This is a genomic window from Brevundimonas sp. GCM10030266 (assembly GCF_042666595.1).
GTDB lineage: Bacteria > Pseudomonadota > Alphaproteobacteria > Caulobacterales > Caulobacteraceae > Brevundimonas.
Genome location: NZ_JBHTCY010000002.1, coordinates 139,026 through 163,234, shown reverse-complemented (window position 1 = coordinate 163,234; position 24,209 = coordinate 139,026). Strand labels below are relative to the sequence as shown.

Here is a 24,209-nt window from a genome sequence, read left to right as displayed (position 1 = left end):
AAAGTCCCCCCCGGGCTTTCATCGCGTGAACCGTACCGAGACGGGCTGGTCCGGATCGAGGCTCACGCCGGTCGGGATCCTGAAGGTCCGCCGGCCGCCGGCGGGGGCGAGGTAGCCCACGCCGACCGTCTCGGCGACCTGCTGGCCCGTCATGACAAGTGTGAAGGGTTGGCCAGCGGTGTCTGTGCCCGCGATGTTCCAGGTGGCGCCGCTCATCAGGGCGTAGCGTTTCCCGGTGTTGGCGACGACGATCTCGAGACCCGGCTCCGCGACGGGGGCGGGCAGGGCGACGCCCTGCGTCAGGCTCGGATCAATCTCGGGCGTCGGCGGCGTGACCATCGTCGGTCGGGCGGACAGGACTTCAACACTGGCCTGGGCCCCCGGGGGCGCCACCACGATCAGTGATTTCATCGTGTAGAGTACGGACACCGAGACGGCGCCGCCGTCCTGCATCTGGCCCGGATCTGTCGCGATCGGGAGCTGACGCACCCAGAGGTAATAGGCGCGTGACACGTCGATCTCGGCGTCGCCGACCCACTGGACGCGCACCACCTGGCGACCACCGACCGGCACCACGCCCTGGGGCGGGAAGACGAGGAATTCCTCATCGGCGGGCGTTTCGACCAGCTCGCCGTTCTCGTCGAAGTCGATGCGTGTGATGCGGGTTTCGAAGGGCAGGGCGGCCGAACCGATGTTGCCGACCTCGATACGCGCGGTGGACCCGGCGCCGGTGGTAGTGAGCTCGGAGACCATCGGGGCCACGCGCATGGCCGATGCGGCCGCCGTCATCACCATCAGGCCGGCGATCACCGCGAACATCGCCAGGGCCGGACGACGCAGGCGCCGCAGGAGCGATTGAACCTCAAACATGGTGGTGATGCCTCCGACGCCGACCGTTCGGCGAACGCTGAAACTCGGATACAAGCGTAACCGTAAAGAAAACGGGAGGGACGCGGGCGCCCCTCCCGTCCGTAGGGCGACAGTCCAGGTCGCTTACAGGCCGGCGCTGATGGTGACGCCGAAGGTTCCGGAGTAGGAACCGGCGACGAGGGCCTTGGCGGGAACAGGGATGTTCACGTCGAGGGACATCGCGGACTTCCAGGCGCCGTGCTGAGCGGAGTTCTGGTCCGCGGTGGTGGCGACGACCAGGGTCTGGTTGGTGCCGGCGGCCGGACCGCCGGTGGCCGGGCTGGCGACGTAGCGGGCGGTGACCGAGTAGGGCAGGTTGGCCTGGAAGACGTTGCTGTCGTAGGCCGAGGCGCCGGCGTTCACGAGACCGTTGAGGTCGGTCTTCTGGATGCGGACGGTGTTGGCGGTGTTGCAGCCGGCCAGGTTGGTGTCGATGGTGAGTTCGGCGTCATCGACCATGGTGAAGGCGGCGGCGGGCCCTGTGTTGTCCGAGGCGTAGATGCCGATCTGACCGAAGTTCAGGGTCTCGGTGGCGTTGTCGCCCGAGTAGTAGGCGCAGTCGGTCGAGACGGTGCCGGTCAGGGTGAAGCTGGCGCCGTCCGAACCCGCGGCCGTGCCGTTGTTGTCCACCGCATTGCCGGTCGCATGCCACGAGGCGTACTGGGCGGCGCTGTTCTGGGCGTTGGCGCGGTTGTTCGGACGCGACCAACCGCTGCTGGAGGCGACGTAGCCGGCCACGCCGTAGTCGGCGGTGGGATAGACGCCGTTGCTGTTGGTGAAGGCGCGGTGGATCTGGCCGTAGTTGATGTCCTGGGCCGAAGCGGCGCCGGCGGTGAGAGCGACGGCGGCGACGCCGGCGAGAAGCGAAACGATCTTCATCGAAATGGTCCTTGGATGAGAGAAGGACGGTCAGGCCTGGGCTCCCCGGAAGCGTTCCGGGGAGCCTGGCCGGGTCTTACAGTCCGGCGCTGATGGTGACGCCGAAGGTTCCGGAGTAGGAGCCGGCGACGAGGGCCTTGGCGGGAACAGGGATGTTCACGTCGAGGGACATCGCGGACTTCCAGGCGCCGTGCTGAGCGGAGTTCTGGTCCGCGGTGGTGGCGACGACCAGGGTCTGGTTGGTGCCGGCGGCCGGACCGCCGGTGGCCGGGCTGGCGACGTAGCGGGCGGTGACCGAGTAGGGCAGGTTGGCCTGGAAGACGTTGCTGTCGTAGGCCGAGGCGCCGGCGTTCACGAGACCGTTGAGGTCGGTCTTCTGGATGCGGACGGTGTTGGCGGTGTTACAGCCGGCCAGGTTGGTGTCGATGGTGAGTTCGGCGTCATCGACCATGGTGAAGGCGGCGGCGGGCCCGGTGTTGTCCGAGGCGTAGATGCCGATCTGACCGAAGTTCAGGGTCTCGGTGGCGTTGTCGCCCGAGTAGTAGGCGCAGTCGGTCGAGACGGTGCCGGTCAGGGTGAAGCTGGCGCCGTCCGAACCCGCGGCCGTGCCGTTGTTGTCCACCGCATTGCCCAGCGCGTGCCACGACGAGATCGGCGAACCGGACCAGTTGGCGTTGAGCAGGTTGGCCGCACCACCGAGGCCGCCACCGACGTTCGTGGTCTGGCCAGGGTCAGGGTACGGGATGCCCAGGAACGTGCCGCCAGCGAACTGGCCGCGATTGATGTCCTGGGCCGAAGCGGCGCCGGCGATGAGAGCGGCGGCGGCGACGCCGACGATAAGCGAAGTGAGTTTCACGATAATTCTCCAGTCTGATTTGGCGGATTGCCTTTCGATCGAGACAGGCTCCCCCCGATCTGATCCAAACGTTACCGAGGCGTAAACAAGCAAGTCAACACGAAAAACCAGCGTTACTCGAATACTGGAAAGAATCTCCAAGCAGGCGAAATTCTGAATTCTGAATTGTTGATTTTTCCATCTGCCTTGTGAGGCGATGATTACTGAAGTGATGGTCGATAATGTTGGAATTCTATCCCTGATCGGGCGAATTCTGCTTACAGGCGAGCGGTCAGCGTCACCGTAAAGGTTTCCGAATACTCTCCCGCCAAGAGGCCCGCCCCGGTGGGATCCTGGGTGCGGAACTCGATGCGGGCTCCGCCTGCGGCGATGGCGTCGCCACTGCTGAGGGTGCGACGGGTCTTCAGCTCCGCGCTGGTGAAATCGCCCTGCAGGACCGCGGGCTGGGGCGAAAGCGTCGGCACCCGAAGGTTGACGGTATAGCCGAGGTTGCCGGCGAACGGTCCCTGGCCCATCGGCAGGGTGGCATGGGCCAGGCCTCCGTTGGAGGACTCCAGTCCGATGTCGAAGGGCAGGTTGCAGTCCAGGCCGAGCTGCGCCACCGCGGTTTTCCGCCCGGCGAGCTCGCCGAAGCTGATCTCTCCGCCGCCAGCCAGCTCACAGCGGTCAGGGATGTGACCGGTCAGCACAACGTCCAGTTTGGAGAACGTCGCCTGCACCGCCCGGGACTGGGCCTCGGCTGCACCGGTGAACAGCAGGGCCGCAACGCAGCCCAGGGCGCCTCCACAAAGGAGACCATGGATTGAAAACGACATACCCCACCCCCCAACATCCGCATTGTGCGGAACCGCCCGAAGACGGCTTTCCCTGGTTCCCTCCCAAGAACCATGCCGCCCGGAATGGATCGGCTTGGACCGCATTTGCGCGGCCAGGGAAGATGTTAACAAATTCTTAACGAGCGTGGTCGTACGCCCAAACCAAGGATATGGCAACACTGTTCGGCGAACATCGGGCGCCGTTTTTCGACATAACCCTAGATTATTCAGGCGAGTAGGGGATTCGACGGCTCCGGCCCCCTGCCGACTGTCAGATTTCGTCAGGACGCCGCGTGCGCCTGCCGTGGCGGCACCGGTGTCGAAAGGAGAGTGGGGGAGGGTCTGTGCCGTTTCGGGACGCTGTGCCCCGGGCCGTCGGGCCGGACCTTGCGGCGTTGCTCAGGGCCGCGTCCCCGGGAACCGGACCGTGACCCGCAGCCCTGGAGAGGTGTTCTCCACCGTCACGCCGGCCCCGATCCTCTGGGACGCTGACTGGACGATGGCGAAGCCCAGACCGCTGCCCTCGCGCCCGCGACTGCTTTCCAGCCGGACGAACCGGCCGCCCAGTCGCGACAGGTCGGCCTCGGGGATGCCGGGGCCGTCGTCGCTGACCGCGATCAGCGTGGCCTCGGCGGTGTGCTGGATCGAGATGACGACCAGCCCGCCACGGCGGTTGTAGCGGATAGCGTTGTCCAGGAGGTTGGAGACGATCTCGAACAGCAGGGTCCGGTGAGCGAAGACCGTGATCTCCTGATCCGGAGCGTCCAGGGTGATCTCGACGCCGGCGTCGATCGCCTGACCGATGCGTCGATTGATGACCGCGGAGGCGACTTCGCGCAGGCTGACCTGCTCAAGCTCGGGGGAGGCTCCCGCCTCGTCGGCGCGCGCGAGCGCCAGCAACTGGGTGACCAGATGCTCCAGACGATTTGCGGCCTCGGCGATCTCATCCAGGGCGTCGGGACTGCCTCGCCGGGCGAGAGCGACCTGAACCTTCAGCACGGACAGGGGCGTCCGCATCTGGTGCGAGGCGTCAGCCGTAAATCGCCGGACCCCCGCCGTGGCCACGTCCAGGCGTCCCAGCAGGCTGTCGAAGGCCGCGGCCAGCGGCTTGAGTTCGATCGGCAGCGGGCCCGTCTCCAACGGCGACAGGTCCGGCGCGGCGCGGGTGTCGCGGGCGGTGACGGCCCCTCGCAGGCGATCCAGCGGGCGGAGGCTCCAGCCCAGGGCCGGCCGCAGCACGATCATCGCGACGGCGATGAGCAGCAGTTCGCCGACCATCAGCGCGGTCATCAGTCGCCACCAGGTGGCGTGCCGGTTGTCCAGCGTCTCGGCGATCTGGACGACGACCGGCTGGCCGATCCGGGGCAGGTCGCGGCGCATCTCGGCGATGCGGATGTCCTGTCCCCGATACCGGGCGAAGCGGAAGCTGGGCGTGTCCAGGGTCAGGGCGTCGATGTCCGGAGGGGGCAGGTCCGGATAGCCGGTGAGAACCCGGTCTCCCACCGCGATACGGTAGTAGATGCTGTCGCGGGCGGTGGTCTCCAGCATGCCGAACGCCGCCGCCGGGAGATCCAGCGTCACCTCACCACGCTCGACCTGGACGGTTTCGGCGATGGCGCCCAGCGCGCCGCCCAGCACCCGGTCGCCGGCGTTGCGAACCGCATCCCCGATCAGGGTGGCGCCGACAACGCCGAGCAGGACCGCCACGCCGAGCAACGGCCCCAGCATGACCGCGAACAGCCGGCTGCGCAGCGCGAGGCCGCCGGGGCGCAGCTCAGCCTTCATCGAGAAGATATCCCACGCCGCGCACCGTGCGGATGACCGGGCCCGCGGCGGGAAGTTTGGCGCGCAAACGGGTGATGTTCACCTCCAGCGCATTGCCGCCCACCGGTTCATCGATGCCGAACACCTCGGCATGCAGGATCTCGCGCGGCACGATCTGGCCGGCGCGGGAGGCGAGGGTCTCGAGCACGGCCCACTCGCGCCGCCGGAGGTCGAGCACCTGTGAGCCGATCCGCGCCTCGCCCGCCGACCGGTTGATGGTCAGGAGGCCGACGACGATCTCCGGCGTCGGATCGCCGCCGCGCCGACGGCCAAGGGCGCGGATGCGGGCTTCCAGCTCTTCGGTGTCGAACGGCTTGCGCAGATAGTCGTCCGCGCCGAGGTCCAGGCCCCGCACGCGGTCATCCAGGGCGTCGCGCGCGGTGAGCATCAGGATGGGCACGCGGTCGCCGCGGCGGCGCAACCGGTCCAGCACGGTGAAGCCGTCCATGTCCGGCAGGCCGACATCCAGAACGATGACCGAATAGGGCTCGTCCGCCGCGATCACCAGGGCGTCCTCTCCGCTTTCGACGTGGTCCACCGCATGCCCGGCGCCGCGCAGCAGGGTCACGATGCTGCGCGCCAGCGGCGCGTCGTCCTCGACGATCAGGATGCGCATGCCCGGTGATCCATGAAAGGTGAATGACAGCTTGGCTCAACTACGCAGGCTTCCAACAACGCCCCGGACGCGAGTCCGGAGAAGCGGGGAGGAACCAGACAATGCGCATCTTGTATGCCGGTTTGCTGCTGTGCGTCGCCCTGATCGGCCTGGCGACGCTTCATTTTATGCAGCCTTCCAGCGAGGCCCTGATCCGTCAGGCCAACGCCGAGGGTGAGCTTCGCATCTACGGCAATGCCGACACCGACGCCGTCCAGCCCCTCATCGAGTCCTTCCGCGCGCGCCATCCCGGTATCACGATCCACTATGAGGACATCAACTCCACGGCGCTGAACGCCCGTTTCCTGTCCGAGACGGCCGCGGGGCGGCCCGGCGCGGATCTGGTCTGGTCGTCCGCGATGGATCTCCAGGCCAAGCTGATCAACGACGGCTACGCCCAGAGCTATCGCAGCCCCGAGGCGTCGGCCCTGCCGGCGTCGGCGGTGTGGCGCGACATGGGGTATGGCGTCACCGCCGAGCCGGTCGGCTTCGTCTACAACAAACGCCTGATCGCGCCGGATCAGGTGCCGCGCACGCACGAGGCGCTGGAAGCCCTGCTGCGGGATCGCCGCGAGGCCCTGATGGGCCAGGTGATCACCTATGACCCGGCGCGCTCGAACCTGGGCTATCTGCAGCTGACGCAGGATTTCGCCATCACGCGCGACACCCGCTCCCTGCTGCAGGCCATGGCCGCCACCCGTCCGCAGCTGTCGGCCATGACCAATCCGATGATCGACGCCGTGGCCGAAGGCCGCGCCGCGATCGCCTACAACGCCCTGCTGCCCTATGCGGTCGAACGGGCCGAGACCGATGCCCGGATCGGCGTGGTCCTGCCCGAGGACTATACGCTGATCGTGTCGCGCGTGGCCTTCATTCCGCGCGACGCCCGCCATCCGGCGGCGGCCAAACTGTTTCTCGATCACATGCTGTCCCGCGAGGGCCAGGCCCTGCTGGCGCGTCAGTGGCTGCCGCCTGTGCGGACCGATCTGGCGGCGGGCGGGCTGGAGGCCGAGCGCGCCCGGCCCATCCGCGGCGGACCCCAGCTTTTCGTCAATCTCGATCCCGTCAAACGCCGCCGCTTCCTGGCGGACTGGGACGCCATCCTCGCCGAAGGGGCCGCTGCCCGATGACTTCTCTCCGATACGGTTGCGCCCTGCTGGCGCTGTTCATGGCCAGCCCGGCGCTGGCGCAGGCCCCGAGCCAGGAGGCGCTTGCGGAGCTCGTCAGGGCGCAGGCGGCCGAGATCGCGGAACTGCGCGCGCGTCTGGACAGGCTCGAGGGGCGGCAGGCCGGAACCGCCTCCGAAACGATCGTCCGGGCCGCGCCCGCCACGGTGATCGCGGCGCCGCCCGTCACAACCGCCGTGGCGCAGGAGCCCGACGTGGTGACGGAGTGGGGCAGCGGCCTGCCGACCTTCCGCTCGGCGGACGGTTTCTACAGCTTCAAGCCGCGCGGCCGGATCCTGGCGGACGCCAGCTCGACCTTCGGATCCGACCACGACGCGCGCAACATCACCAGCACGGGCATGCGCGCCTTGCGCATGGGTCTTGAAGGCGGCGTGGGCCCGCACGTCTTCTATCAGTTCGAGGCGGATTTCTCGGAGAACGAGGTTGATGTCGTCACCGCCTTCATCGGCTGGCGGGACCGGATCAACGCTTCCGTCGACTATGACGTCCGTGTCGGCCATCTGTTCAACGACCGGTCGTTCGAGGGCGCGACGGGGTCGGATTCGACGCCGTTCCTCGAACGCACCGTCGTCGCGACCGCGATCATTCCCCAGCGCGGCTTCTACGGCATGGGTGTCATGCCGCGGGTCTTCTGGAAGTCGGGCCATGCCTCGCTGAATGTCAGCGGCGACCGGATCGACGGCGCCCAGGCCAGTGGCGACAGCCGCACGATCCTGGGGCGGGTCCATTACAACCCGATCAAGACGCCGCGCGGTGTGCTGCACCTCGGCGCCTGGGGTTTTGACGAGGATCTGGCGGCCGGCGCTTCCGGCGTCCTGACGCGCAACACCGTCATCGGCGGTCGCTTCAACGGCGCCCTTCGGGTCACCAGCGGAACGGTGCAGGGCGGGACCGGCACGACCGGCTACGGCCTTGAACTGGGCGGCTACCGCGGCCCGCTGTGGGTGATGGGCGAGTTCGGCCAGCGCCACGCCAGCCTTGACGCCGGTCGCCCCGACTTCGTCACTGACGCCTGGAGCCTGTCCGGCGGCTGGTTCCTGACCGGCGAGCTGCCGCCCTACAGCGCCCGGACGGGCAGCTTCAGCCAGCCCAAGGTCCTGCGTCCTGTCTTTGAAGGCGGGTCGGGGGCGCTGGAAGTGACCGCCCGCTACGAGCATCTGGAGTTCAACGGCATCCCCGGCGCGGCCGATGGATCGGCCGTCACCCTCGGCGCCAACTGGTATCTGAACACCTTCACGCGGTTCCAGCTCAACGGAATCCACTGGCGCACCGAAAACGCCGCCGGCGCCTATGCCGGCGAGGACGACGGCCAGACCGTTTCCGGTCGCATCGCCGTCACCTTCTGATCTGACCACACCCGGGACAAAGACATGAATCTCGCCCTGCTCGGCTTCCTGATGGTGGCCACCTTCATGACGCTGATCATGACCCGGCGGATGACGCCGCTGGTCGCCCTGATCGTGGTGCCGACCGCGTTCGCCCTGTTCGCGGGCTTCGCCTCCGGCATCGGCGACATGATGATCGACGGCATCAAGACCCTGGCGCCGACCGGGGTGATGCTGCTGTTCGCCATCCTGTTCTTCTCGATCATGACCGACACCGGCCTGTTCGATCCGCTGGTCAACCGGCTGCTGAAGATCGTGCACGGCGACCCGCTGAAGATCCTCATGGGAACGGTGGTGCTGTGCGCCATCGTCAGTCTCGATGGGGACGGGTCCACCACCTACATCATCACGATCGCCGCCCTGCTGCCCCTCTACAAGCGGTTCGACATGAGCCGGCTGTATCTGTGCTGCCTGCTGATGACGACCAGCGGCATCATGAACCTGACGCCCTGGGGCGGCCCGACGGCCCGCGCCGCCTCGGCCCTGGAGCTTGATCCGGCGGCCCTCTTCCTTCCGCTCATCCCGGGCATGCTGGTCGGTCTGGCGGCTCTGCTGGGGCTGGCCTTCTGGTTCGGTCTGAAGGAGCGTCGTCGTCTCGGCCACGTCGTGTCCCGCGAGCCCGCGGTGTTTGAGGGCATGGCTGTCTCCCAGTTCCCGGAAGCGCGCCGCCCGCACCTGCGCTGGGTGAACGGCGCCCTCGTCGTCCTGCTGCTGGCGGGTCTGGTCTCGGGCATCATGCCCCTGTCGATCCTGATGATGCTGGCCTTCGCCGTGGCCATGATCATCAACTACCCGCGGGTGGCGGATCAGAAAGAGCGGATCGCCGCCCACGCGGGCAATGTGCTGGCGGTGGTGTCGCTGATCTTCGCCGCCGGCATCTTCACCGGCATCCTGTCCGGAACGGGGATGGTCGAGGCCATGAGCAAGGAGGTCGTGGCGATGATCCCGCCGGCGCTCGGACCCTATATGGCGCCGATCACGGCGCTGCTCAGCCTGCCCTTCACCTTCTTCATCTCCAACGACGCCTTCTACTTCGGCATGCTGCCGATCCTCGCCGAGGCCGGGTCGCACTATGGCGTGTCGCACATGGAGATCGCCCGGGCGTCCCTGATGGGCCAGCCGGTTCATCTGCTGAGCCCGCTGGTGCCGTCGACCTATCTGCTGGTCAGCCTGGCCGGCATCGACCTGGCCGACCACCAGAAGTTCACCCTGATCCCCGCGACGGTGGTGTGCCTGATCATGACGGTGGTCGGCATGCTGGTCTTCGCCTTCCCGTTCATCGGCTGAGGCTGGTCGCCATGATCCATTCCGCCTTCCCGCTGGTCCTGCTTCCCGCCATGGCCTGCGACGGTCAGCTGTGGGCGCGGCAGGTGCTGGACCTGAGCGACATCGTTCATCCCGAGCTCGGCGACCTGACCGTTGACGACAGTCTGTCGGCCATGGCCGCGCGGGTGCTGGCCCATGCCCCGCCGCGGTTTGCGGTCGCCGGGGTCAGCCTCGGCGGCTACGTCGCGCTGGAGATGGTCCGACAGCAGCCGGACCGGATCCTGCAACTGGCCCTGTTCGGAACCCGGGCGACGCTGAACGCCCGTCCGCGCACCGTGGCGGAGCAGGGGCTTCTGGCGACCGCGCCGCACGCGGATCCGACGCTGACGCCTATCGTCAGCGGCCCCGTCCAGGCCATGGCGGAGCGGGTAGGACCGGAGGTGTTCGCGCGCCAGCAGAAGGCCCTGCTGGCCCGGCCCGATCTGGGGCCCGCGATCGAGGCGATCCGGGTTCCGACGCTCGTCGCTGTCGGGGACCGCGACCGCATCTGCCTTCCGCACGACGCGCGGGAACTGGCGGACAGGATCCCCGGCGCGCGCTTCCATGTCCTGAAGTCGTGCGGCCATCTGGCGCCGATCGAGCGACCGGGGGAAACGACCGCGCTTCTGCGTCAGTGGCTGATCGGCCAGGACGCGGGCGCCTGACTGGCGCCTAGAGGATCCAGTACGGCGACCGGCCGCTGGATCCGGGCAGGGCGTCGAGGGCCTCAACGAAATCCTGCCGCCCGACCGCAGCCGCCTCCAGCCGCAGGGCGGCGCGGTCCTCGTACCAACGGCCCGGCACGCCCGATCCCAGGCGGGCGTACTCCAGGCAGAGGGTCATCAATCGATCTCGAAGGCCGTCGGCGGCGTTCATTGTGGTCGGAACCTGATCGTGGGCGTCTGCGGGGGGCAGCCTGCCATGGATTGGAGACCTCGTCTCCCATCGATGTCGCAGGCGGAGGACGGGTCCGACGCTCCGTCCCGCGGCGCTGGCGGCTTGGCGAGGTTACGCCGGGGTGTCGGCCAGGGTCGCCAGCTCGTCGTAGATCGCATCGCCCGTCCGGCTTCCGGCGTCGCGCCAGCCGGTCGCGGTCGTCGGGTTCACCAGAACCCCGTCGCCGGTCAGCACCAGCACGTTCGGCAGGCCCGGCAGTTCCGCCAGACCGAAGCGACGGGCGAGGCCGAGATTGTGCCCGTCACCGGTCCTCGGCATCCCGATGTTGACGAAGACCAGTTCGTATTCGCGTTCGATCAGGTCGACGAAGCGATCGGTCTCCAGCCAGCCGGCGAGGGCGCGGCTGTCGCTGCACCAGTTGGCGCCCATCACCAGCAGGACGCGTTTGCCGGACGCCTGCGCGCGAGCGAGGGCGGCGTCCACATCGGCGGAGGCGTTCTCACTGACCAGATAGGAGCGGGCCTCCGGCTTGGCCGCCGACGCCGGTGCGGAGGCGGGGGTGGAGGCGCATGCGCCAAGGGCCAGGGCTGCCGTTGCGATCAGGGCTATATGTTTCACCGGCGGCTCCCCAAGGCGGCGCATCCATCGGTGATCATCCCAGCGATGCCCCCGCGCCGTAAACCTGCTTCGCCATGGAATCGGGGCGCCGGTCAAGCTGCGCTCGCGCTTGCAGGCCCATGCGCGACTGGAGCGCGGAGCCATCGCCAACGGGGCGGAAGGCTGGCCCGAGGCTTTGATTTTCAGGAGGAACGATGGTGGGTGATCACAGGTTCGAACTGTGGACCCGCTGATTAAGAGTCAGCTGCTCTACCAACTGAGCTAATCACCCGAACTCATCGTCTTCACGCTGACAATCGGTCGAGACCGCGTCGGCGAGGGGCGGGAGATAGAGGGTCGCTTCCCGGAAGGCAAGGGGCTTTTTCGTGTCCGTATCGGTTTGTCGCAGGAGCGGCTAGGTTCACACCGGAATCAGCCGCCGGGGAGCGGCGTGGGGAGATGCTTCAATGGCCTTCTGGAACCGCCGCCGCTCGATTGACGCGATGCTGGCGCCGCATGACGGGCCGGCGCTGAAGAAGACGCTGGGCTGGCCGCACCTGATGGCGCTGGGCGTCGGGGCCATCGTCGGCACCGGCATCCTGACCCTGATCGGCGTCGGCGCCGGGCTGGCCGGACCGGCGGTCCTGATCAGCTTCGGTCTGGCGGGTCTGGTCTGCGCCTGCGCGGCGCTGGCCTATGCCGAGCTGTCGACCATCATGCCCGCCTCGGGCAGCGCCTACACCTACTCATACGCCGCGCTGGGCGAGATCTTCGCCTGGATCGTGGGCTGGAGCCTGATCCTCGAATACTCGCTGGTCGTTTCGGCCGTGGCCGTGGGCTGGTCGGGCTATGCGGTGCCCTTCCTCGCCGGATGGGGCATCGACCTGCCGACGGCGCTGACGGTCGGGCCGCACGTCGAGGGCGGGCTGATCAACCTGCCGGCGGTCTTCATCATCGCCGTGGTGACCGGCCTGCTGCTGCTGGGCACCCGTGAGAGCGCGACGCTGAACGCCATTCTGGTGGTCATCAAGATCGCCGCGCTTGTGGCCTTCGTGGCCATCGCCCTGCCGAATTTCGACGCGGCCCACTTCACGCCCTTCATGCCCAACGGCTTCGGAGCGCCCTTCGTGCAGACCGGGGTCATGGCGGCGGCGGCGATCATCTTCTTCGCCTTCTACGGCTTTGACGCCATCGCCACGGCGGCGGAGGAGACCAAGAAGCCCGAGCGTGATCTGGCCATCGGCATCGTCGGCTCGATGGTGATCTGCACCGTCCTGTACATCGCCGTCGCGGCCGCCGCGATCGGCGCGGCCCCGGTGGCCTCGTTCGCCGACAGTCCCGAGCCACTGGCGCACATCATGCGCGGGCTGGGGCAGGGCGTGGCCGCCCAGTGGATCGCCGCCGCCGCCGTGGTCGCCCTGCCGACCGTTCTGCTGGCCTTCCTGTTCGGCCAGAGCCGCATCTTCCTGGGCATGTCGCGCGACGGCCTGCTGCCGAACCGGCTGGCGAAGATTTCGAACCGGGGCGTGCCGGTGGTGGTGACCGTCTTCACCGCCATCGTCGTCGCCTTCCTCGCGGGTATCATGCGGCTGGACGAACTGGCCTCGCTGGCCAACGCCGGGACCCTGATGGCCTTCATGGCCGTGGGGATCAGCCTGATCGTGCTGCGCATCCGCGAGCCGAACCGCGAGCGGAAGTTCAAGGCCCCGCTGTGGTGGCTGGTCGGCGGCATCGCCATCATCGGCTGCATCGTCTTCTTCTTCAGCCTGAAGGGGACGACCCAGCTGTATTTCCTCGGCTGGAACCTGCTGGGCCTCGTCATCTACCTCGTCTGGTCGTCGCGGAACTCGCGGCTGGCCAAGGGCGAGGAGGCTGAAGGCTGATGGCGCGGCGGGACCTGTCGGGGGCGGTCGACTTCTCCGTGCTGGAGGGGATGACCGGCGGCGACGACGCCATCACCGACGAGGTCCTGGGCCTGTTCGGCCAGCAGGCGGCGATGTGGTCGCCGATGCTGGATGTTCGGGAAGAAGGCTGGCGCGACGCCGTGCACACGATCCGGGGCGCGGCCTCGGGCATCGGAGCGGGCGCGCTGGCCGAAGCCTGCCAGACGGCGGAGGCGGCGCAGAAGGCCGAGGCGCCGCCGCTGCTGGACCGGGTGCGGGATCAGCTGGAGATCGCCCTGACCGATGTGGCCGCGTACCGGCACGAGATCATGCTGCGGAGCCTGAAGGGCTGACGGTTCCTGTCAGGGACGTTCGATCCTGGCCTTGGCTTGATCGAGGGCCGTCAGCCAGTCCAGCCACATAGCGGGATCAACCGGAGGCTGGCTGTTTTCCCGGCTGGTCCAGAACTGCAGGTTCAGCAGCGCGTCTTCGGTATGGCCGCCTCGGGCGACGTATGCCGAGACGAAGGCGTGAAGCGCATCAAACGCCGTTTCGACAGAAATCAGCTCGTCCCGTTGAACTGGCCACTCAGGCTGAAGGTCGGGAGTTGTCATGGCTTCGGTCCCCGCCGCCTAGACCCGCGTCTTGTCCCAGACGCTGAACTCGTGGGCGATGCAGCGGTCAATGAGGGTGCGCCAGACCGGTTCGGCGATGTCGGCCGAGAGGCCGGCGGGCGCGGCGGCGGCGAGCACCTTGGCCACCACATCCTCGATACGGGCGTCGTCATGGACGACGTCGCGGCTGGGCTTGATGCGGGCGGCGGCGTGCATGTAGCGCTGGCGCTCGGCCAGCAGGGTGACGAGCGCGCGGTCCAGGGCGTCGACGCCGTGGCGGACCTCGGCCATCGTCAGGCAGTCTTCCGGGGCGACGCGGGCGTCGATGGAAACGATCACGGGGGACTCAGCCGACAAAGGCGCGCTCCAGAACATAGTCGCCGGGCTCGGCGTTCGAGCCCTCTTTCAGACCGTAGGTTTCGAGCAGCTCGCCCGTTTCCTTGATCATGGCCATCGAGCCGCACAGCATGACGCGGTCGGTGTTGGGCGAGAAGCCGATGGGCAGTTGCAGGTCGGCGAAGACATCGCCCGACTTGATGCGGTCGGTGATCCGGCCGGGGGTCTCGAACTTCTCGCGGGTGACGGTCGGATAATAGACCAGCTGGGCTTTCGCCTCGTCGCCGACCAGCGGATCCTCGTGGATGCCGTGGGTGAAGAAGTCGCGGTAGGCCAGATCGGCCACGTTGCGGACCGTGTGGCAGACGATGACCTGGCCGAAGCGGCTGTAGGTGTCCGGATCGCGGGCGACCGAGAGCCAGGGGGCCAGGCCTGTGCCGGTGCCGATCAGCCAGAGCCGCTCGCCGCCGGTCAGGGCGTCGAGCACCAGGGTGCCGGTCGGCTTCTTGCCCATCAGGACGGTGTCGCCCGGCTGGATCTTCTGCAGGCGCGAGGTCAGGGGGCCGTCGGGCACCTTGATGGAGAAAAACTCCAGCTCCTCGTCCCAGTGCGGGGAGGCGATGGAGTAGGCGCGCAGGACGGGCTTGCCGCCGTCTTCGCCGGGCAGGCCGATCATCACGAACTCGCCCGAGCGGAAGCGGAAGTCCTCCGGACGGCGGATGCGGAAGCTGAACAACTGATCGGTCCAGTGGTGGACGGTCAGAACCTCGAGCTCATGGAAGGGCGAGGCCTTGGCGGGGGGAGGGGCGACGGCGTCGGTCATTGCCGCGCTTCTTAGGACGCGTCGCGGCGGGGGGAAAGGGCGGCGGTGTCGCGGGATTCGGCAGGGTCAGCGAAAAATGCCGAAACCCTGTCTTCCCGAGACTCCCGAGCAGCGATGTCAAAGACCGTGAAGGGCATGATGGCATGGGGGTGCGTCAGATTTGGACGTAACCGATTTTGCTATCGTCATCCCGGACAAGCGCTCGCGCAGCGGGCGCGCGATCCGGGACCCAGCGGCGCGCGAGAGCGCGAAGCTGTCGGGAGCGCCGGCGCCTCAACTTTGATCTTCTGTGTTTCGCCGCTGTCGCGGCGCCGCTGGGTCCCGGCTTTCGCCGGGATGACGATAGCAGGGTGGGGCTGTCCTGTTGGGAGAGGGAAGGCAGGGTGCGACGACAGGGTTTGGCAGGGATGGAGGGTGTCGCGAGTGTCGGGGGGGTGACGGGAGGGGATTCCGTCTCTAGCGTCCGCGTCCGGTTCAAAAATCCTTCGTCGGGCGTTCATGCGTAATATCCTGCTGGCCTCCACCCTGCTTGTGGCGACGTTGTCGCCGTTCACCGCCGCCATGGCCCAACAGGCCCCGGCGCCCGCCGCGGCCCCGGCCGAAAGCGCGATCCTGACGCCAGAGCGGGTGTTCGCGAACCCGTCGCTGGCCGGGCCGGTGGCCAAGGGGGTCAGCCTGTCGCCGGACGGGGAGCTGGTCGCCTTCCTGCGCTCGCGCGAGGACGATGTGGACGTGCAGGACCTGTGGGCTGCGCCGACCGGCGAGGGCGAGCCGTTCAAGCTGATCGACGCGCGGGCGCTGGTGCCGGACGCGGGCGAGCTGTCGGAGGCCGAGAAGGCCCGCCGTGAGCGGATGCGCATCAGCGCGCGCGGCGTGGTGGAATATTCGTGGGACGAGCAGGGGCGCTACATCCTGGCGCCGCTGGAGGGCGACATCTTCCTGGCGACGCGCGCGGACGGGACGGTGCGCCGCCTGACCGAGACCGAGGCCGACGAGATCGACGCCAAGGTCTCGCCCGAAGGCAATTTCGTCTCGTGGGTCCGGGATCAGGATCTGGTCGTCTATGATCTGGCGACCAATACCGAGACGGCCATCACCACGGACGGCGACGGGCTGAAGACCTGGGCCACGGCCGAGTTCATCGCCCAGGAAGAGCTGGATCGCGACACCGGCTACTGGTGGAGCCCGACCGAGCGCTACATCGCCCTGCAGCACACCGACGAGTCGACCGTCGACATCATCCCGCGTCTGGATATCACCGGCGGCGGGGCGACAACGGTGGAGCAGCGCTATCCGCGCGCGGGCCGTCCGAACGCCGTGGTCGAGCTGTATGTGCATGACCGCGAGAGCGGCCAGCGGGTGAAGGTCGATCTGGGCGCCAACGCCGACATCTATCTGGCGCGGGTGAACTGGTCTTCGGATGGCAGCGTGCTGTACGTTCAGCGCCTGTCGCGGGACCAGAAGACGCTGGACCTGCTGAGCGTCGATCCGGCCACGGGCGCCTCGCGGGTGATCGTCAGCCAGACCTCGAACGCCTGGGTGCCGCTGAGCCACGACTTCCGCGCGCTGTCGAACGGCAACTTCATCTGGTCGTCGGAAGAGACCGGCTGGAAGCATCTGTACCTGTACAACCGTGACGGCCGTCGCCTGCGCGCGATCACCTCGGGCCAGTATCCGGTGAAGAGTCTGGCGGGCGTCAACGCCGAGACGGGCGAGGTCTTCTTCACCGCCTCGATGCGCGACGGGCGCGAACTGCCGATCGAACAGCAGCTGTTCCGCGCGAGCTTGCGCCGGACCATGACGCCGGTGGCGGTGACCTCTGCCGGGGGCTGGTGGGGCGCGTCGATGAACCGGACGGGCACCGCCTTCGTCGGCACCTACAGCGACCTGAACACCCCGTCGCAGTCGGCCCTGTATCGCGCCGACGGCACGCGCATCCGCTGGATCGAGGAGAACCGTCTGGAGCCGGGGCACCCCGCCTATCCGTTCGCCTCGCGTCGCGGCGAGGTGACCTTCGGCACGCTGGAAAGCCATGGCGAGACGCTGGTCTGGCAGATGACCACGCCACCGGGCTTCGACCCGACCAAGACCTATCCGGTGGTCATGCAGGTGTACGGCGGACCGTCGGGCGGCGGGGTGAAGCGCGGCTGGCAGTCGTCCACCAATCAACTGTTGACCGAGGCCGGCTACATCGTCTTCCGCCTCGATAATCGGGGCGAGGGCGACCGTTCGGCGGCGTTCAAGCAGGCCCTGTATCTGCGCATGGGCCAACCTGAGATCGAGGATCAGGTTCTGGGCGCTGACTATCTGAGATCGTTGCCTTTTGTGGATGATGATCGCATCGCCATGATGGGCTGGTCCTACGGCGGGTTCATGGCCCTGATGGCGGCGACGGAGCCGAAGATGGGGCTGGCCGCGTCGCTGGCCGGCGCCCCGCCCACCGAGTGGGGCCTGTACGATACGGCCTATACCGAGCGCTATATGTCGACGCCGGAAGCGAACGAGGCGGGCTATGCGGCCTCGGACGTCATTCCGCGCCTGCCGAACCTGACCGGACGGCTGCTGCTGATGCACGGCATGGCCGATGACAATGTGATCCTCGAGAACTCGACGCGGGTGATCAACGCCCTGCAGGAGAACAGCCAGCCGTTCGAGCTGATGCTGTATCCGGGGCAGCGTCACGGGGTGCGGGGCAATGAGCGTCAGCTGCAGCAGTGGCGGACGTATCTCGACTTCCTGGACCGGACCATCGGGACGCGGTCGCATTGATGATCTCCCCTTCCCCTCGAGGGGGAAGGGGCCGGGGGATGGGGTGAAGGCAGTGATGATCCGGATGTGGCGTGAAAGGCTGGGCCTTCGGTTCGACGGAGCCTCCGGCGCTCCATCCGGACACAGCCTGCCGCCACCCCTCCCAACCCTCCCTCTCGAGGGGAGGGCTTTGGCGGGGGCGGCCGCCGCGTTGCTGATGCTCACGGCGGGGGCGGCGCAGGCGCAGACGCAGACGGTGCAGGAGCCGTTGCCGGATAGCCTGAACATCCGCTGGATGAGTGAAAACTGGACGCCGCCGGAAGTCCTTCGGGTGCGCATCGTTGAGCGTGACGGTGTCCGAAGCGTGATCCGGTTCAACGAAGCCGCGCGTCTCTCGGAGGTCTATCCGACTGATCCATCTCCGCTCTGGAATGTCCCCATCCTCCTGAAGGACAATATCGAGACCGCCGACATGCCGACGACGGCGGGCTCGCTGGCGCTGGCGGACAATGCGCCGGGGCGGGATGCGCCGCTGGTGACGCGGTTGCGGGAAGCCGGCGCCATCATCCTCGGCAAGACCAATCTGTCGGAGTGGGCCAACATCCGCTCGTCGAACTCGATCAGCGGCTGGAGCGCGGTCGGGGGGCAGACGCGTAATCCCTATGATCCGGAGCGGACCCCGTGCGGCTCGTCATCGGGCAGCGCGGCGGCGGTGGCGATCGGTCTGGCGCCAGCGGCGATCGGGACCGAGACGGACGGGTCGATCACCTGTCCGGCTTCGGTGAACGGGGTGGTGGGCTTCAAGCCAACGGTGGGGCTGGTGTCGCGGACGCATATTGTACCGATCAGCCATTCACAGGACACCGCCGGGCCAATCACAACGACGGTCGAGGATGCGGCCCGCATCATGACAGTGATCGCAGGCAGCGATCCGCTGGACCCGGCGACGGCCGAGGCGGATGCGCATCTCTATCCGGACGGCTCTCAACTACAGTTTGAGACTCTGCTGGATGCGGATTCGCTGCGCGGGGCGCGCGTTGGGGTGTTGCGGTTCCTGCTGCCCTCCTATTCGGAAGAGACGCGCGAGGTGTTCGAGCGGTCGCTGCAGGTGATGCGCGACGCCGGGGCCGTGATCGTGGACGTGAGCGAGCCGCCCGCCGACTGGCGCAATCTGGGGACCTGGGAGCTGCAGGTGTTGATGACCGAGCTGAAGGTCGACCTGAACGCCTATCTGGCCTCGACCGACCCGGCGCAGGTCAGGACCCGGACCCTGGCGGATGTGATCGCCTTCAATGACGCCGAGCCGCGCGAGACGGAGCTGTTCGGACAGGAGCTGTTCGTGCGGGCCGAGGCGACGACGGGGCTGGAGGATCCGGTCTATGTGCACGCCCGATCCGCGTCCCTGCGCGCCGCCGGGCCGGAGGGGATCGACCGGATGATGGCGGACCATGCCGTTGTGGCCCTGGTCGCCCCGACCACCTCGCGCGGCTGGACCAGCGATCGGAACGATGACGACGACATGCAGGGCTCGGCCAGCCGGCTGGCCGCCATCGCCGGCTATCCGCACCTGACCGTGCCGATGGGCTTCGACCGCGGCATGCCGGTGGGCCTGAGCGTCATGGCCGGCAAGTGGGAGGACGCCAAGGTGCTGTCGCTGGGCTACGCCTTCGAGCAGCTGACGCAGGCGCGTAGGGCGCCGGAGCTGCGGTAGGCTCCACGGGCGGCGGCGGGGCCCTGTTTGAGGGCGGCGCGGTGGAAGTGATTGGTGGTTGGTGATTAGTGGTTGGCCGCTGCGCCGCCGGTGCGAGATTGGCCGCCGCCCATGAAGCTGCGACCCACTAATCACTAGCCACTAACCACTTTCCGGCACTCTGCCTGCCGCAGTGCGCGCTGGCCCAAGCAACCTTCACCGTTCCCCGGGATTGAGCCGTCATGGAAAAGCTGTTCATCCGGTTCGCGACGCTGACGGCCAAGGTCGCGGGCAAGCCGTGGACCTTTCTGGCCTGCTGCGGGATCGTGGTGCTGTGGGCGCTGTCGGGGCCGATCTTCCAGTTCAACGAGACCTGGCAGCTGGTGATCAACACCGGCACGACCATCATCACCTTCCTGATGGTGTTCCTGATCCAGAACACCCAGAACCGCGACGGGGCGGCCATGCAGGCCAAGCTGGATGAGCTGCTGTTCGCGGTGAAGAAGGCCGACGCGCGCTTCATCGGCATCGAGCATCTGACGGACGAGGAACTGGACGCCATCCTGCGAGAGGTGGAGGCGCGGGGGCTGGCGGTGCATCGCGGCAAGCCCGCCGGGCCGATCAAGGGCAAGCCCGGCGTCCGGGTGGAGGACGTCGAGGCGGAGCAGCCGAAGACGGCCCGGCCGAAGACAGCCCGGCCCGGGGGCTGACCTGACCGGTGGCGAAAGCCCGCGAGACGCGGCAGGGTGCCGCCCATGACTACGGGAATCGTTTCGCCCCTGATCGCGGGCATCGAACTGGGCGGCACCAAATGTGTCTGCGTGCTGGCCTCCGGGCCGGATGATATCCGCGACGAGGTGCGCCTGCCGACGACGACGCCGGACGAGACCGTGGGCGCGATCCGTGCGGTGCTGGACCGGTGGGCGGCCGGGCCGGGCTTCGCCGCGATCGGTCTGGCCAGCTTCGGTCCGGTGGAGCTGGACCCGAAGTCGGAGAAGTACGGGCATATCACTGAGACAACCAAGCTGGCCTGGCGCTGGGCGGACCTGAATGTGCTTCACCGGGGCTTCGGCGTGCCGGTGGCGCTGGACACCGATGTGAACGGCGCGGCGCTCGCGGAGGGGCTGTGGGGCGCGGCGCGGGGGCTGGAAAGCCACGCCTATGCGACGGTCGGCACCGGCATCGGCGTGGGCGTGGTGGTCAACGGCCGGACTGTGCGCGGGCTGGGCCATCCGGAGCTGGGCCATCTGAAGGTCGGCCGCCTGCCGGGCGATCATTGGCCGGGGGTCTGCGCCTATCACGGCGACTGCGTCGAGGGGCTGGCGTCCGGACCGGCGGTCGAGGCGCGGGCGGGAAGGCCGGGGATCGAGGTGACGCCGGACGATCCGGCCTGGGACATGGTGGTCCATGCGCTGGGCGGGATGCTGCACAATCTGGTGCTGACGGCCTGTCCGCAGCGCATTCTGATCGGCGGCGGGGTGGCGGACGGCCAGCCGTGGCTGTTCGACCGCCTGCGCGGGGCGCTGGTCGAGAGCCTGGCGGGCTACGGCGTGGCGGGCGCCATCGCGGCGGATGTGGACGCCTATATCCAGCCGCCGGGACTGGGCTCGAAAGCCGGGCCGATGGGCGCCATCGCGGTGGGGCTGACCGCTTTGGGTTAGCGTTTCCGGTGCTCGGACGGCTGGATGCCGTGGCGGGCCATCTTGTCGTAGAGGGTCTTGCGCGGGATCTGCAGGGCGTCGGTGACGCGGCGGATGTCGCCGCCGTGGTCGGTCAGGGCCTCGCGGATCAGTTCGGCCTCATAGTCGTGAACCTGTTTCGCCAGGCTGCGATCGGTCTGCAGCCGTTCGGCCGGGGCGGCGATGCCGACGGCGACCTCGCTGGCGTAGTTGGACAGCTCGCGCAGATTGCCCGGCCAGTCGTGCTCCAGAAGACGGCGGCGGATGGCGTGGTCGATGGGCGGGATGTCCCGGCCAAGCCGCCGCGCGGCGCGGTCGAGGAAGCGGGCGAACAGCACCGGCACGTCCTCGCGCCGCTCGCGCAGGGGCGGGATGCGGACGCGGACCACGTTCAGGCGGTAGAACAGATCCTCGCGCAGGTCGCCGCGCGCGACGGCCTCGGCGGGATCCGCCTTGGTGGCGGCGACGATGCGCAGGTCCAGGGCGTGGGGCTCGGGCGCGCCGACGGGCATGATCTCCCGCTCTTCCAGCACGCGCAGCAGCAGCAGCTGGGCGGCGCGCGGGGCGAGGTCGATCTCGTCCAGATACAGGCTGCCCTGATGTGACTGTTCGATCTGGCCCTCGCGGCGGCGCAGGGCGCCGGGGAAGGCGCCGGCGGCGTGGCCGACCAGCTGGCTCTCCAAACCGCCTTCGGACAGGGTGGCGCAGGAGACCGGTACGAACGGCTTCAGCCGGCGTCGTCCGGCGTTGTGGATGGCGCGGGCGACGGCCTCCTTGCCGGCCCCGGTCTCGCCCTCGATCAGGACATCCACCTCGGCGTCGGCCAGACGCTGGATGGCGGCGCGCAGGGCGGTGACAGCGCGGCTTTCGCCGCTGAGCGGGATGGACCATTCGTCCTCGACGGCGAGGGTGGCGAGGCGGCGGTTGTCCAGCACCAGCGCCCGCTTCTCCAGCGCCCGATGAAGGGTCTCCAGCAGACGCTCCGGCGCGAATGGCTTTGCCAGGAAGTCATAGGCGCCGCGCTTCATCACATCGACGGCCTCGGCGATGTCGCCGTGACCGGTCATCACGACCACGGGCAGGTCGGGATCAATCACCGCGAGCCGGTCGATCAGCTGGCGACCGTCCAGGCCGGGCATGCGCAGGTCGGTGACGACCACGCCGTCGAACTGGCTGGTCAGGGCCTTGAGCGCCGCATCGCCCGTCGGGAACTCCGTCACCGACAGGCCCGCGAGGGTCAGACGTTCGGCCAGGGCGGCGCGGAAGGCGTCGTCGTCCTCGACCAGGGCGACACGGGTGCAGGTCTGGAAACTCATTTCGCCTTGGCCAGTACGATCCTGAAGGTGGCCCCGACCGGGGAGGGGGCATGGAGCAGTTCACCGCCGAAGCCGGCGACGATGTCACGGCTGATGACCAGTCCGAGGCCGAGGCCGTCGGCCTTGCTGGTGGTGAAGGGGATGAACAGGCGTTCGCGCATCGCGTCCGACAGGCCCGGGCCATTGTCGGATACGCTGAGGGTGACGCGGGCGCCGCGCACGGTGATGGCGAGGGTGATGGCCGGATCGGCGACGCCTTCGAGCGCCGCGATCGCGTTCTGGAGCAGGTTCAGGATGACCTGGGCCAGACGGTTGCGTTCGGCCACGACCTGCAGCCCCGAGGGCGCAGGGTCGCGCCGCAGCTGGATGCCGCGCTCGCGCATCCGGGGGGCGGCGAGCAGCAGGGCGCCGTCGATCGCGGCCTCGATGTCGACGGCGCCGGTTTCCGAGCGGGTCTTGCGGGAGAAGGCTCGCAGTTCGTCGGTGATGGCTCCGATCCGCTGGGTCAGGTCGCCGATGTGCCGGATCGCGCGGTCGGCGCCTTCGGGTTCCTGTCGCTCCAGATAGACGGCCGCAGTGCCGGCATAGGTGCGGATCGCGGCGAGGGGCTGGTTGATCTCATGCGCCACCCCGGCGGCGATCTGGCCGAGGGTGGCCAGCTTGTTGGCCTGGATCAGCTCGTCCTGGAGGTCCTGTCGGCCCTGCTCCAGTCGCAGGCGTTCGTCGATCTCGAGATTCAGGCGGGTGTTGGTTTCGCGCAATTCGAGGGTGCGGACATCGACCAGCTGTTCGAGCTCGAGCCGGATGTTCTCGGCTTCCGTCGCACGGGCGCGGGCGCGCTGGCGGCGATGCAGCAGGATGCCGGTCAGGCCGGCGAGCAGGGCCAGGCTGAGGGTCGCGACGATCCGGGCGACCACGACGTCCCGCGTGATGCCGGCGCCGGACGGCGCGAGCAGATGCAGCTGCCAGCCCATGTCCGGGATCGGGACGGAGGTGCGGGCGTAGTCGTCGGCGGGAACCTTGTCGGACAGCCGGATCAGCCCCGGGTGCAGGGCCTCGAAGGGCAGGGGCGAGAGGTCGGCCCGTCCCGCGGTCTGGTCCACCTCCAGACGGCGGCGGCGCTCGGGCGGCAGGGCGGTGGTCGTATGGAAGCGCCATCCGGGCACGGTGGTGATCAGGACCACGCCGTCGCTGTCGGTGACATAGGTCGGCTCGCCCGAGGCGCGCCAGTCCGCCTCCAGCGCATCAAACTCAAGCTTGGCGACGATGACGCCGAGGGGGCGGCCGTCGTCGTCCGTGACCTTGCGGGCGAGGTAGAGACCGGGGCGGTTGGTGACGGTGCCGAGGGCGAACAGGCTGGCCTGACCGTCACGCATGGCCTCCAGATAGTAGAGGCGGAAGCGGTAGTCCGTGCCCACGAAGCTGGTGGGCTGGTTCCAGTTGCTGGCGGCCAGTGTCAGGCCGTCGGCATCGAGGGCGTAGATGACCGCGGCGCTGGTGTCGTGAGCCAGGCCCTCAAGCTTGCGGTTGAGGCGATCAACGGACGCCCGGGACGGATTGGCCAGAAGCCCCGTGAGATCCGGATCCTGCGCCAGAATGATCGGCAGGGAGCGATGACGCTCCAGTTCGCTGCGCAGGACGGCGGCATGGAGTACGGCGGCCGTGGACGATGTGGCGAGCGCCTCGCGGCGGGCTTCGCGACGGGCGAACTCCCCCGCCAGCAGGATCACGATCGTCGCCATGACCAGCCAGAAGACGCCGAAGGCGCGCCATTGGCTGCGCGCGGATTCGAGAACACGGCCCATGCGCCC

General features: G+C 68.3%; 23 protein-coding genes and 1 tRNA gene. 10 read left to right on the top strand and 14 right to left on the bottom strand.

Annotated features, from left to right (window positions below; translation table 11 throughout):
* Positions 1-18 precede the first annotated feature (18 nt).
* The 6 genes from ACFQQC_RS07360 to ACFQQC_RS07335 form a co-directional block, all read right to left on the bottom strand.
* The gene (locus ACFQQC_RS07360) at positions 19-870 is read right to left on the bottom strand and encodes a hypothetical protein (RefSeq protein WP_376861195.1); all 852 of its coding nucleotides are present in this window, start codon (positions 868-870) and stop codon (positions 19-21) included.
* A 123-nt stretch (positions 871-993) separates the two neighbouring features.
* Positions 994-1,788: a hypothetical protein gene (locus ACFQQC_RS07355; RefSeq protein ID WP_376861193.1), complete on the bottom strand. Its 795-nt coding sequence runs from the start codon at positions 1,786-1,788 to the stop codon at positions 994-996.
* Between the two features lie 76 nt (positions 1,789-1,864).
* The gene (locus ACFQQC_RS07350; protein WP_376861191.1) at positions 1,865-2,644 is read right to left on the bottom strand and encodes a hypothetical protein; all 780 of its coding nucleotides are present in this window, start codon (positions 2,642-2,644) and stop codon (positions 1,865-1,867) included.
* A gap of 257 nt (positions 2,645-2,901) precedes the next feature.
* Positions 2,902-3,459 (bottom strand): hypothetical protein, encoded by a 558-nt coding sequence (locus ACFQQC_RS07345; protein ID WP_376861189.1) that lies wholly within the window; start codon positions 3,457-3,459, stop codon positions 2,902-2,904.
* A gap of 399 nt (positions 3,460-3,858) precedes the next feature.
* Positions 3,859-5,244: a sensor histidine kinase gene (locus ACFQQC_RS07340; protein WP_376861187.1), complete on the bottom strand. Its 1,386-nt coding sequence runs from the start codon at positions 5,242-5,244 to the stop codon at positions 3,859-3,861.
* Positions 5,234-5,899, bottom strand: coding sequence for a response regulator (locus tag ACFQQC_RS07335; RefSeq protein ID WP_376861186.1), 666 nt, complete (start codon positions 5,897-5,899; stop codon positions 5,234-5,236). Before ACFQQC_RS07335 ends, ACFQQC_RS07340 begins: the two co-directional genes overlap by 11 nt.
* 101 nt (positions 5,900-6,000) lie before the next feature.
* Between ACFQQC_RS07335 and ACFQQC_RS07330 the strand changes: the two genes are divergently transcribed.
* The 4 genes from ACFQQC_RS07330 to ACFQQC_RS07315 are packed head-to-tail and all read left to right on the top strand — an operon-like array spanning position 6,001 to position 10,480.
* Positions 6,001-7,068: an ABC transporter substrate-binding protein gene (locus ACFQQC_RS07330; RefSeq protein WP_376861184.1), complete on the top strand. Its 1,068-nt coding sequence runs from the start codon at positions 6,001-6,003 to the stop codon at positions 7,066-7,068.
* Complete coding sequence (locus ACFQQC_RS07325) at positions 7,065-8,471, top strand: OprO/OprP family phosphate-selective porin (protein ID WP_376861182.1); 1,407 nt, start codon at positions 7,065-7,067, stop codon at positions 8,469-8,471. Before ACFQQC_RS07330 ends, ACFQQC_RS07325 begins: the two co-directional genes overlap by 4 nt.
* 24 nt (positions 8,472-8,495) lie before the next feature.
* The gene (locus tag ACFQQC_RS07320; RefSeq protein ID WP_376861180.1) at positions 8,496-9,797 is read left to right on the top strand and encodes a CitMHS family transporter; all 1,302 of its coding nucleotides are present in this window, start codon (positions 8,496-8,498) and stop codon (positions 9,795-9,797) included.
* Between the two features lie 11 nt (positions 9,798-9,808).
* A complete protein-coding gene (locus tag ACFQQC_RS07315) occupies positions 9,809-10,480 on the top strand; it encodes an alpha/beta fold hydrolase (RefSeq protein ID WP_376861178.1) in 672 nt (223 codons plus the stop codon).
* Positions 10,481-10,487: 7 nt separating this feature from the next.
* Here the strand turns inward: ACFQQC_RS07315 and ACFQQC_RS07310 are convergent, their stop codons facing one another.
* The 3 genes from ACFQQC_RS07310 to ACFQQC_RS07300 form a co-directional block, all read right to left on the bottom strand.
* Positions 10,488-10,658 (bottom strand): hypothetical protein, encoded by a 171-nt coding sequence (locus tag ACFQQC_RS07310; RefSeq protein WP_376861176.1) that lies wholly within the window; start codon positions 10,656-10,658, stop codon positions 10,488-10,490.
* 165 nt (positions 10,659-10,823) lie between these two features.
* Entirely contained in the window at positions 10,824-11,330 is a 507-nt protein-coding gene (locus ACFQQC_RS07305) for a thioredoxin family protein (RefSeq protein ID WP_376861174.1), read from the bottom strand.
* A gap of 195 nt (positions 11,331-11,525) precedes the next feature.
* A tRNA-Lys gene (locus ACFQQC_RS07300) sits at positions 11,526-11,601 on the bottom strand.
* Positions 11,602-11,776: 175 nt separating this feature from the next.
* Here ACFQQC_RS07300 and ACFQQC_RS07295 point away from each other — a divergent pair.
* The gene (locus ACFQQC_RS07295; RefSeq protein ID WP_376861172.1) at positions 11,777-13,192 is read left to right on the top strand and encodes an amino acid permease; all 1,416 of its coding nucleotides are present in this window, start codon (positions 11,777-11,779) and stop codon (positions 13,190-13,192) included.
* Positions 13,192-13,545: an Hpt domain-containing protein gene (locus ACFQQC_RS07290; protein WP_376861170.1), complete on the top strand. Its 354-nt coding sequence runs from the start codon at positions 13,192-13,194 to the stop codon at positions 13,543-13,545. The genes ACFQQC_RS07295 and ACFQQC_RS07290 overlap by 1 nt, the downstream gene beginning before the upstream one ends.
* A gap of 9 nt (positions 13,546-13,554) precedes the next feature.
* Here the strand turns inward: ACFQQC_RS07290 and ACFQQC_RS07285 are convergent, their stop codons facing one another.
* From ACFQQC_RS07285 to ACFQQC_RS07275, 3 genes are read right to left on the bottom strand one after another with little or no spacing between them, the layout of a single operon-like run.
* Positions 13,555-13,806, bottom strand: a complete 252-nt coding sequence (locus ACFQQC_RS07285; RefSeq protein ID WP_376861168.1) for a hypothetical protein — start codon at positions 13,804-13,806, stop codon at positions 13,555-13,557.
* Positions 13,807-13,824: 18 nt separating this feature from the next.
* Positions 13,825-14,181: a chorismate mutase gene (locus ACFQQC_RS07280; protein ID WP_376861166.1), complete on the bottom strand. Its 357-nt coding sequence runs from the start codon at positions 14,179-14,181 to the stop codon at positions 13,825-13,827.
* Positions 14,153-14,965: a ferredoxin--NADP reductase gene (locus ACFQQC_RS07275; RefSeq protein WP_331044841.1), complete on the bottom strand. Its 813-nt coding sequence runs from the start codon at positions 14,963-14,965 to the stop codon at positions 14,153-14,155. The genes ACFQQC_RS07280 and ACFQQC_RS07275 overlap by 29 nt, the downstream gene beginning before the upstream one ends.
* Positions 14,966-15,463: 498 nt before the next feature.
* Here ACFQQC_RS07275 and ACFQQC_RS07270 point away from each other — a divergent pair, with 498 nt between their 5' ends.
* The 4 genes from ACFQQC_RS07270 (at position 15,464) to ACFQQC_RS07255 (ending at position 21,064) form a co-directional block, all read left to right on the top strand.
* Positions 15,464-17,734, top strand: coding sequence for a S9 family peptidase (locus ACFQQC_RS07270; protein WP_376861164.1), 2,271 nt, complete (start codon positions 15,464-15,466; stop codon positions 17,732-17,734).
* Between the two features lie 196 nt (positions 17,735-17,930).
* Complete coding sequence (locus ACFQQC_RS07265; RefSeq protein WP_376862083.1) at positions 17,931-19,424, top strand: amidase; 1,494 nt, start codon at positions 17,931-17,933, stop codon at positions 19,422-19,424.
* 221 nt (positions 19,425-19,645) lie between these two features.
* A complete protein-coding gene (locus ACFQQC_RS07260) occupies positions 19,646-20,113 on the top strand; it encodes a low affinity iron permease family protein (RefSeq protein WP_376861162.1) in 468 nt (155 codons plus the stop codon).
* 45 nt (positions 20,114-20,158) lie between these two features.
* Entirely contained in the window at positions 20,159-21,064 is a 906-nt protein-coding gene (locus tag ACFQQC_RS07255; RefSeq protein ID WP_376861160.1) for an ROK family protein, read from the top strand.
* Here ACFQQC_RS07255 and ACFQQC_RS07250 read toward each other — a convergent pair.
* Positions 21,061-22,398 carry a sigma-54-dependent transcriptional regulator gene (locus ACFQQC_RS07250; protein WP_376861158.1) on the bottom strand — a complete coding sequence of 446 codons (1,338 nt, stop codon included), beginning with the start codon at positions 22,396-22,398 and terminating at the stop codon, positions 21,061-21,063. The genes ACFQQC_RS07255 and ACFQQC_RS07250 overlap by 4 nt on opposite strands.
* Positions 22,395-24,203: a cache domain-containing protein gene (locus tag ACFQQC_RS07245; RefSeq protein ID WP_376861156.1), complete on the bottom strand. Its 1,809-nt coding sequence runs from the start codon at positions 24,201-24,203 to the stop codon at positions 22,395-22,397. Before ACFQQC_RS07245 ends, ACFQQC_RS07250 begins: the two co-directional genes overlap by 4 nt.
* Positions 24,204-24,209: the final 6 nt, after the last annotated feature.

Coding starts and splice junctions, on each gene's coding strand:
- ACFQQC_RS07360 (WP_376861195.1), bottom strand. CDS start 870: ATGTTTGAGGTTCAATCGCTCCTGCGGCGCCTGCGTCGTCCGGCCCTG.
- ACFQQC_RS07355 (WP_376861193.1), bottom strand. CDS start 1,788: ATGAAGATCGTTTCGCTTCTCGCCGGCGTCGCCGCCGTCGCTCTCACC.
- ACFQQC_RS07345 (WP_376861189.1), bottom strand. CDS start 3,459: ATGTCGTTTTCAATCCATGGTCTCCTTTGTGGAGGCGCCCTGGGCTGC.
- ACFQQC_RS07340 (WP_376861187.1), bottom strand. CDS start 5,244: ATGAAGGCTGAGCTGCGCCCCGGCGGCCTCGCGCTGCGCAGCCGGCTG.
- ACFQQC_RS07335 (WP_376861186.1), bottom strand. CDS start 5,899: ATGCGCATCCTGATCGTCGAGGACGACGCGCCGCTGGCGCGCAGCATC.
- ACFQQC_RS07330 (WP_376861184.1), top strand. CDS start 6,001: ATGCGCATCTTGTATGCCGGTTTGCTGCTGTGCGTCGCCCTGATCGGC.
- ACFQQC_RS07325 (WP_376861182.1), top strand. CDS start 7,065: ATGACTTCTCTCCGATACGGTTGCGCCCTGCTGGCGCTGTTCATGGCC.
- ACFQQC_RS07320 (WP_376861180.1), top strand. CDS start 8,496: ATGAATCTCGCCCTGCTCGGCTTCCTGATGGTGGCCACCTTCATGACG.
- ACFQQC_RS07315 (WP_376861178.1), top strand. CDS start 9,809: ATGATCCATTCCGCCTTCCCGCTGGTCCTGCTTCCCGCCATGGCCTGC.
- ACFQQC_RS07310 (WP_376861176.1), bottom strand. CDS start 10,658: ATGACCCTCTGCCTGGAGTACGCCCGCCTGGGATCGGGCGTGCCGGGC.
- ACFQQC_RS07295 (WP_376861172.1), top strand. CDS start 11,777: ATGGCCTTCTGGAACCGCCGCCGCTCGATTGACGCGATGCTGGCGCCG.
- ACFQQC_RS07290 (WP_376861170.1), top strand. CDS start 13,192: ATGGCGCGGCGGGACCTGTCGGGGGCGGTCGACTTCTCCGTGCTGGAG.
- ACFQQC_RS07285 (WP_376861168.1), bottom strand. CDS start 13,806: ATGACAACTCCCGACCTTCAGCCTGAGTGGCCAGTTCAACGGGACGAG.
- ACFQQC_RS07280 (WP_376861166.1), bottom strand. CDS start 14,181: ATGTTCTGGAGCGCGCCTTTGTCGGCTGAGTCCCCCGTGATCGTTTCC.
- ACFQQC_RS07275 (WP_331044841.1), bottom strand. CDS start 14,965: ATGACCGACGCCGTCGCCCCTCCCCCCGCCAAGGCCTCGCCCTTCCAT.
- ACFQQC_RS07270 (WP_376861164.1), top strand. CDS start 15,464: ATGCGTAATATCCTGCTGGCCTCCACCCTGCTTGTGGCGACGTTGTCG.
- ACFQQC_RS07265 (WP_376862083.1), top strand. CDS start 17,931: ATGCTCACGGCGGGGGCGGCGCAGGCGCAGACGCAGACGGTGCAGGAG.
- ACFQQC_RS07260 (WP_376861162.1), top strand. CDS start 19,646: ATGGAAAAGCTGTTCATCCGGTTCGCGACGCTGACGGCCAAGGTCGCG.
- ACFQQC_RS07255 (WP_376861160.1), top strand. CDS start 20,159: ATGACTACGGGAATCGTTTCGCCCCTGATCGCGGGCATCGAACTGGGC.
- ACFQQC_RS07250 (WP_376861158.1), bottom strand. CDS start 22,398: ATGAGTTTCCAGACCTGCACCCGTGTCGCCCTGGTCGAGGACGACGAC.
- ACFQQC_RS07245 (WP_376861156.1), bottom strand. CDS start 24,203: ATGGGCCGTGTTCTCGAATCCGCGCGCAGCCAATGGCGCGCCTTCGGC.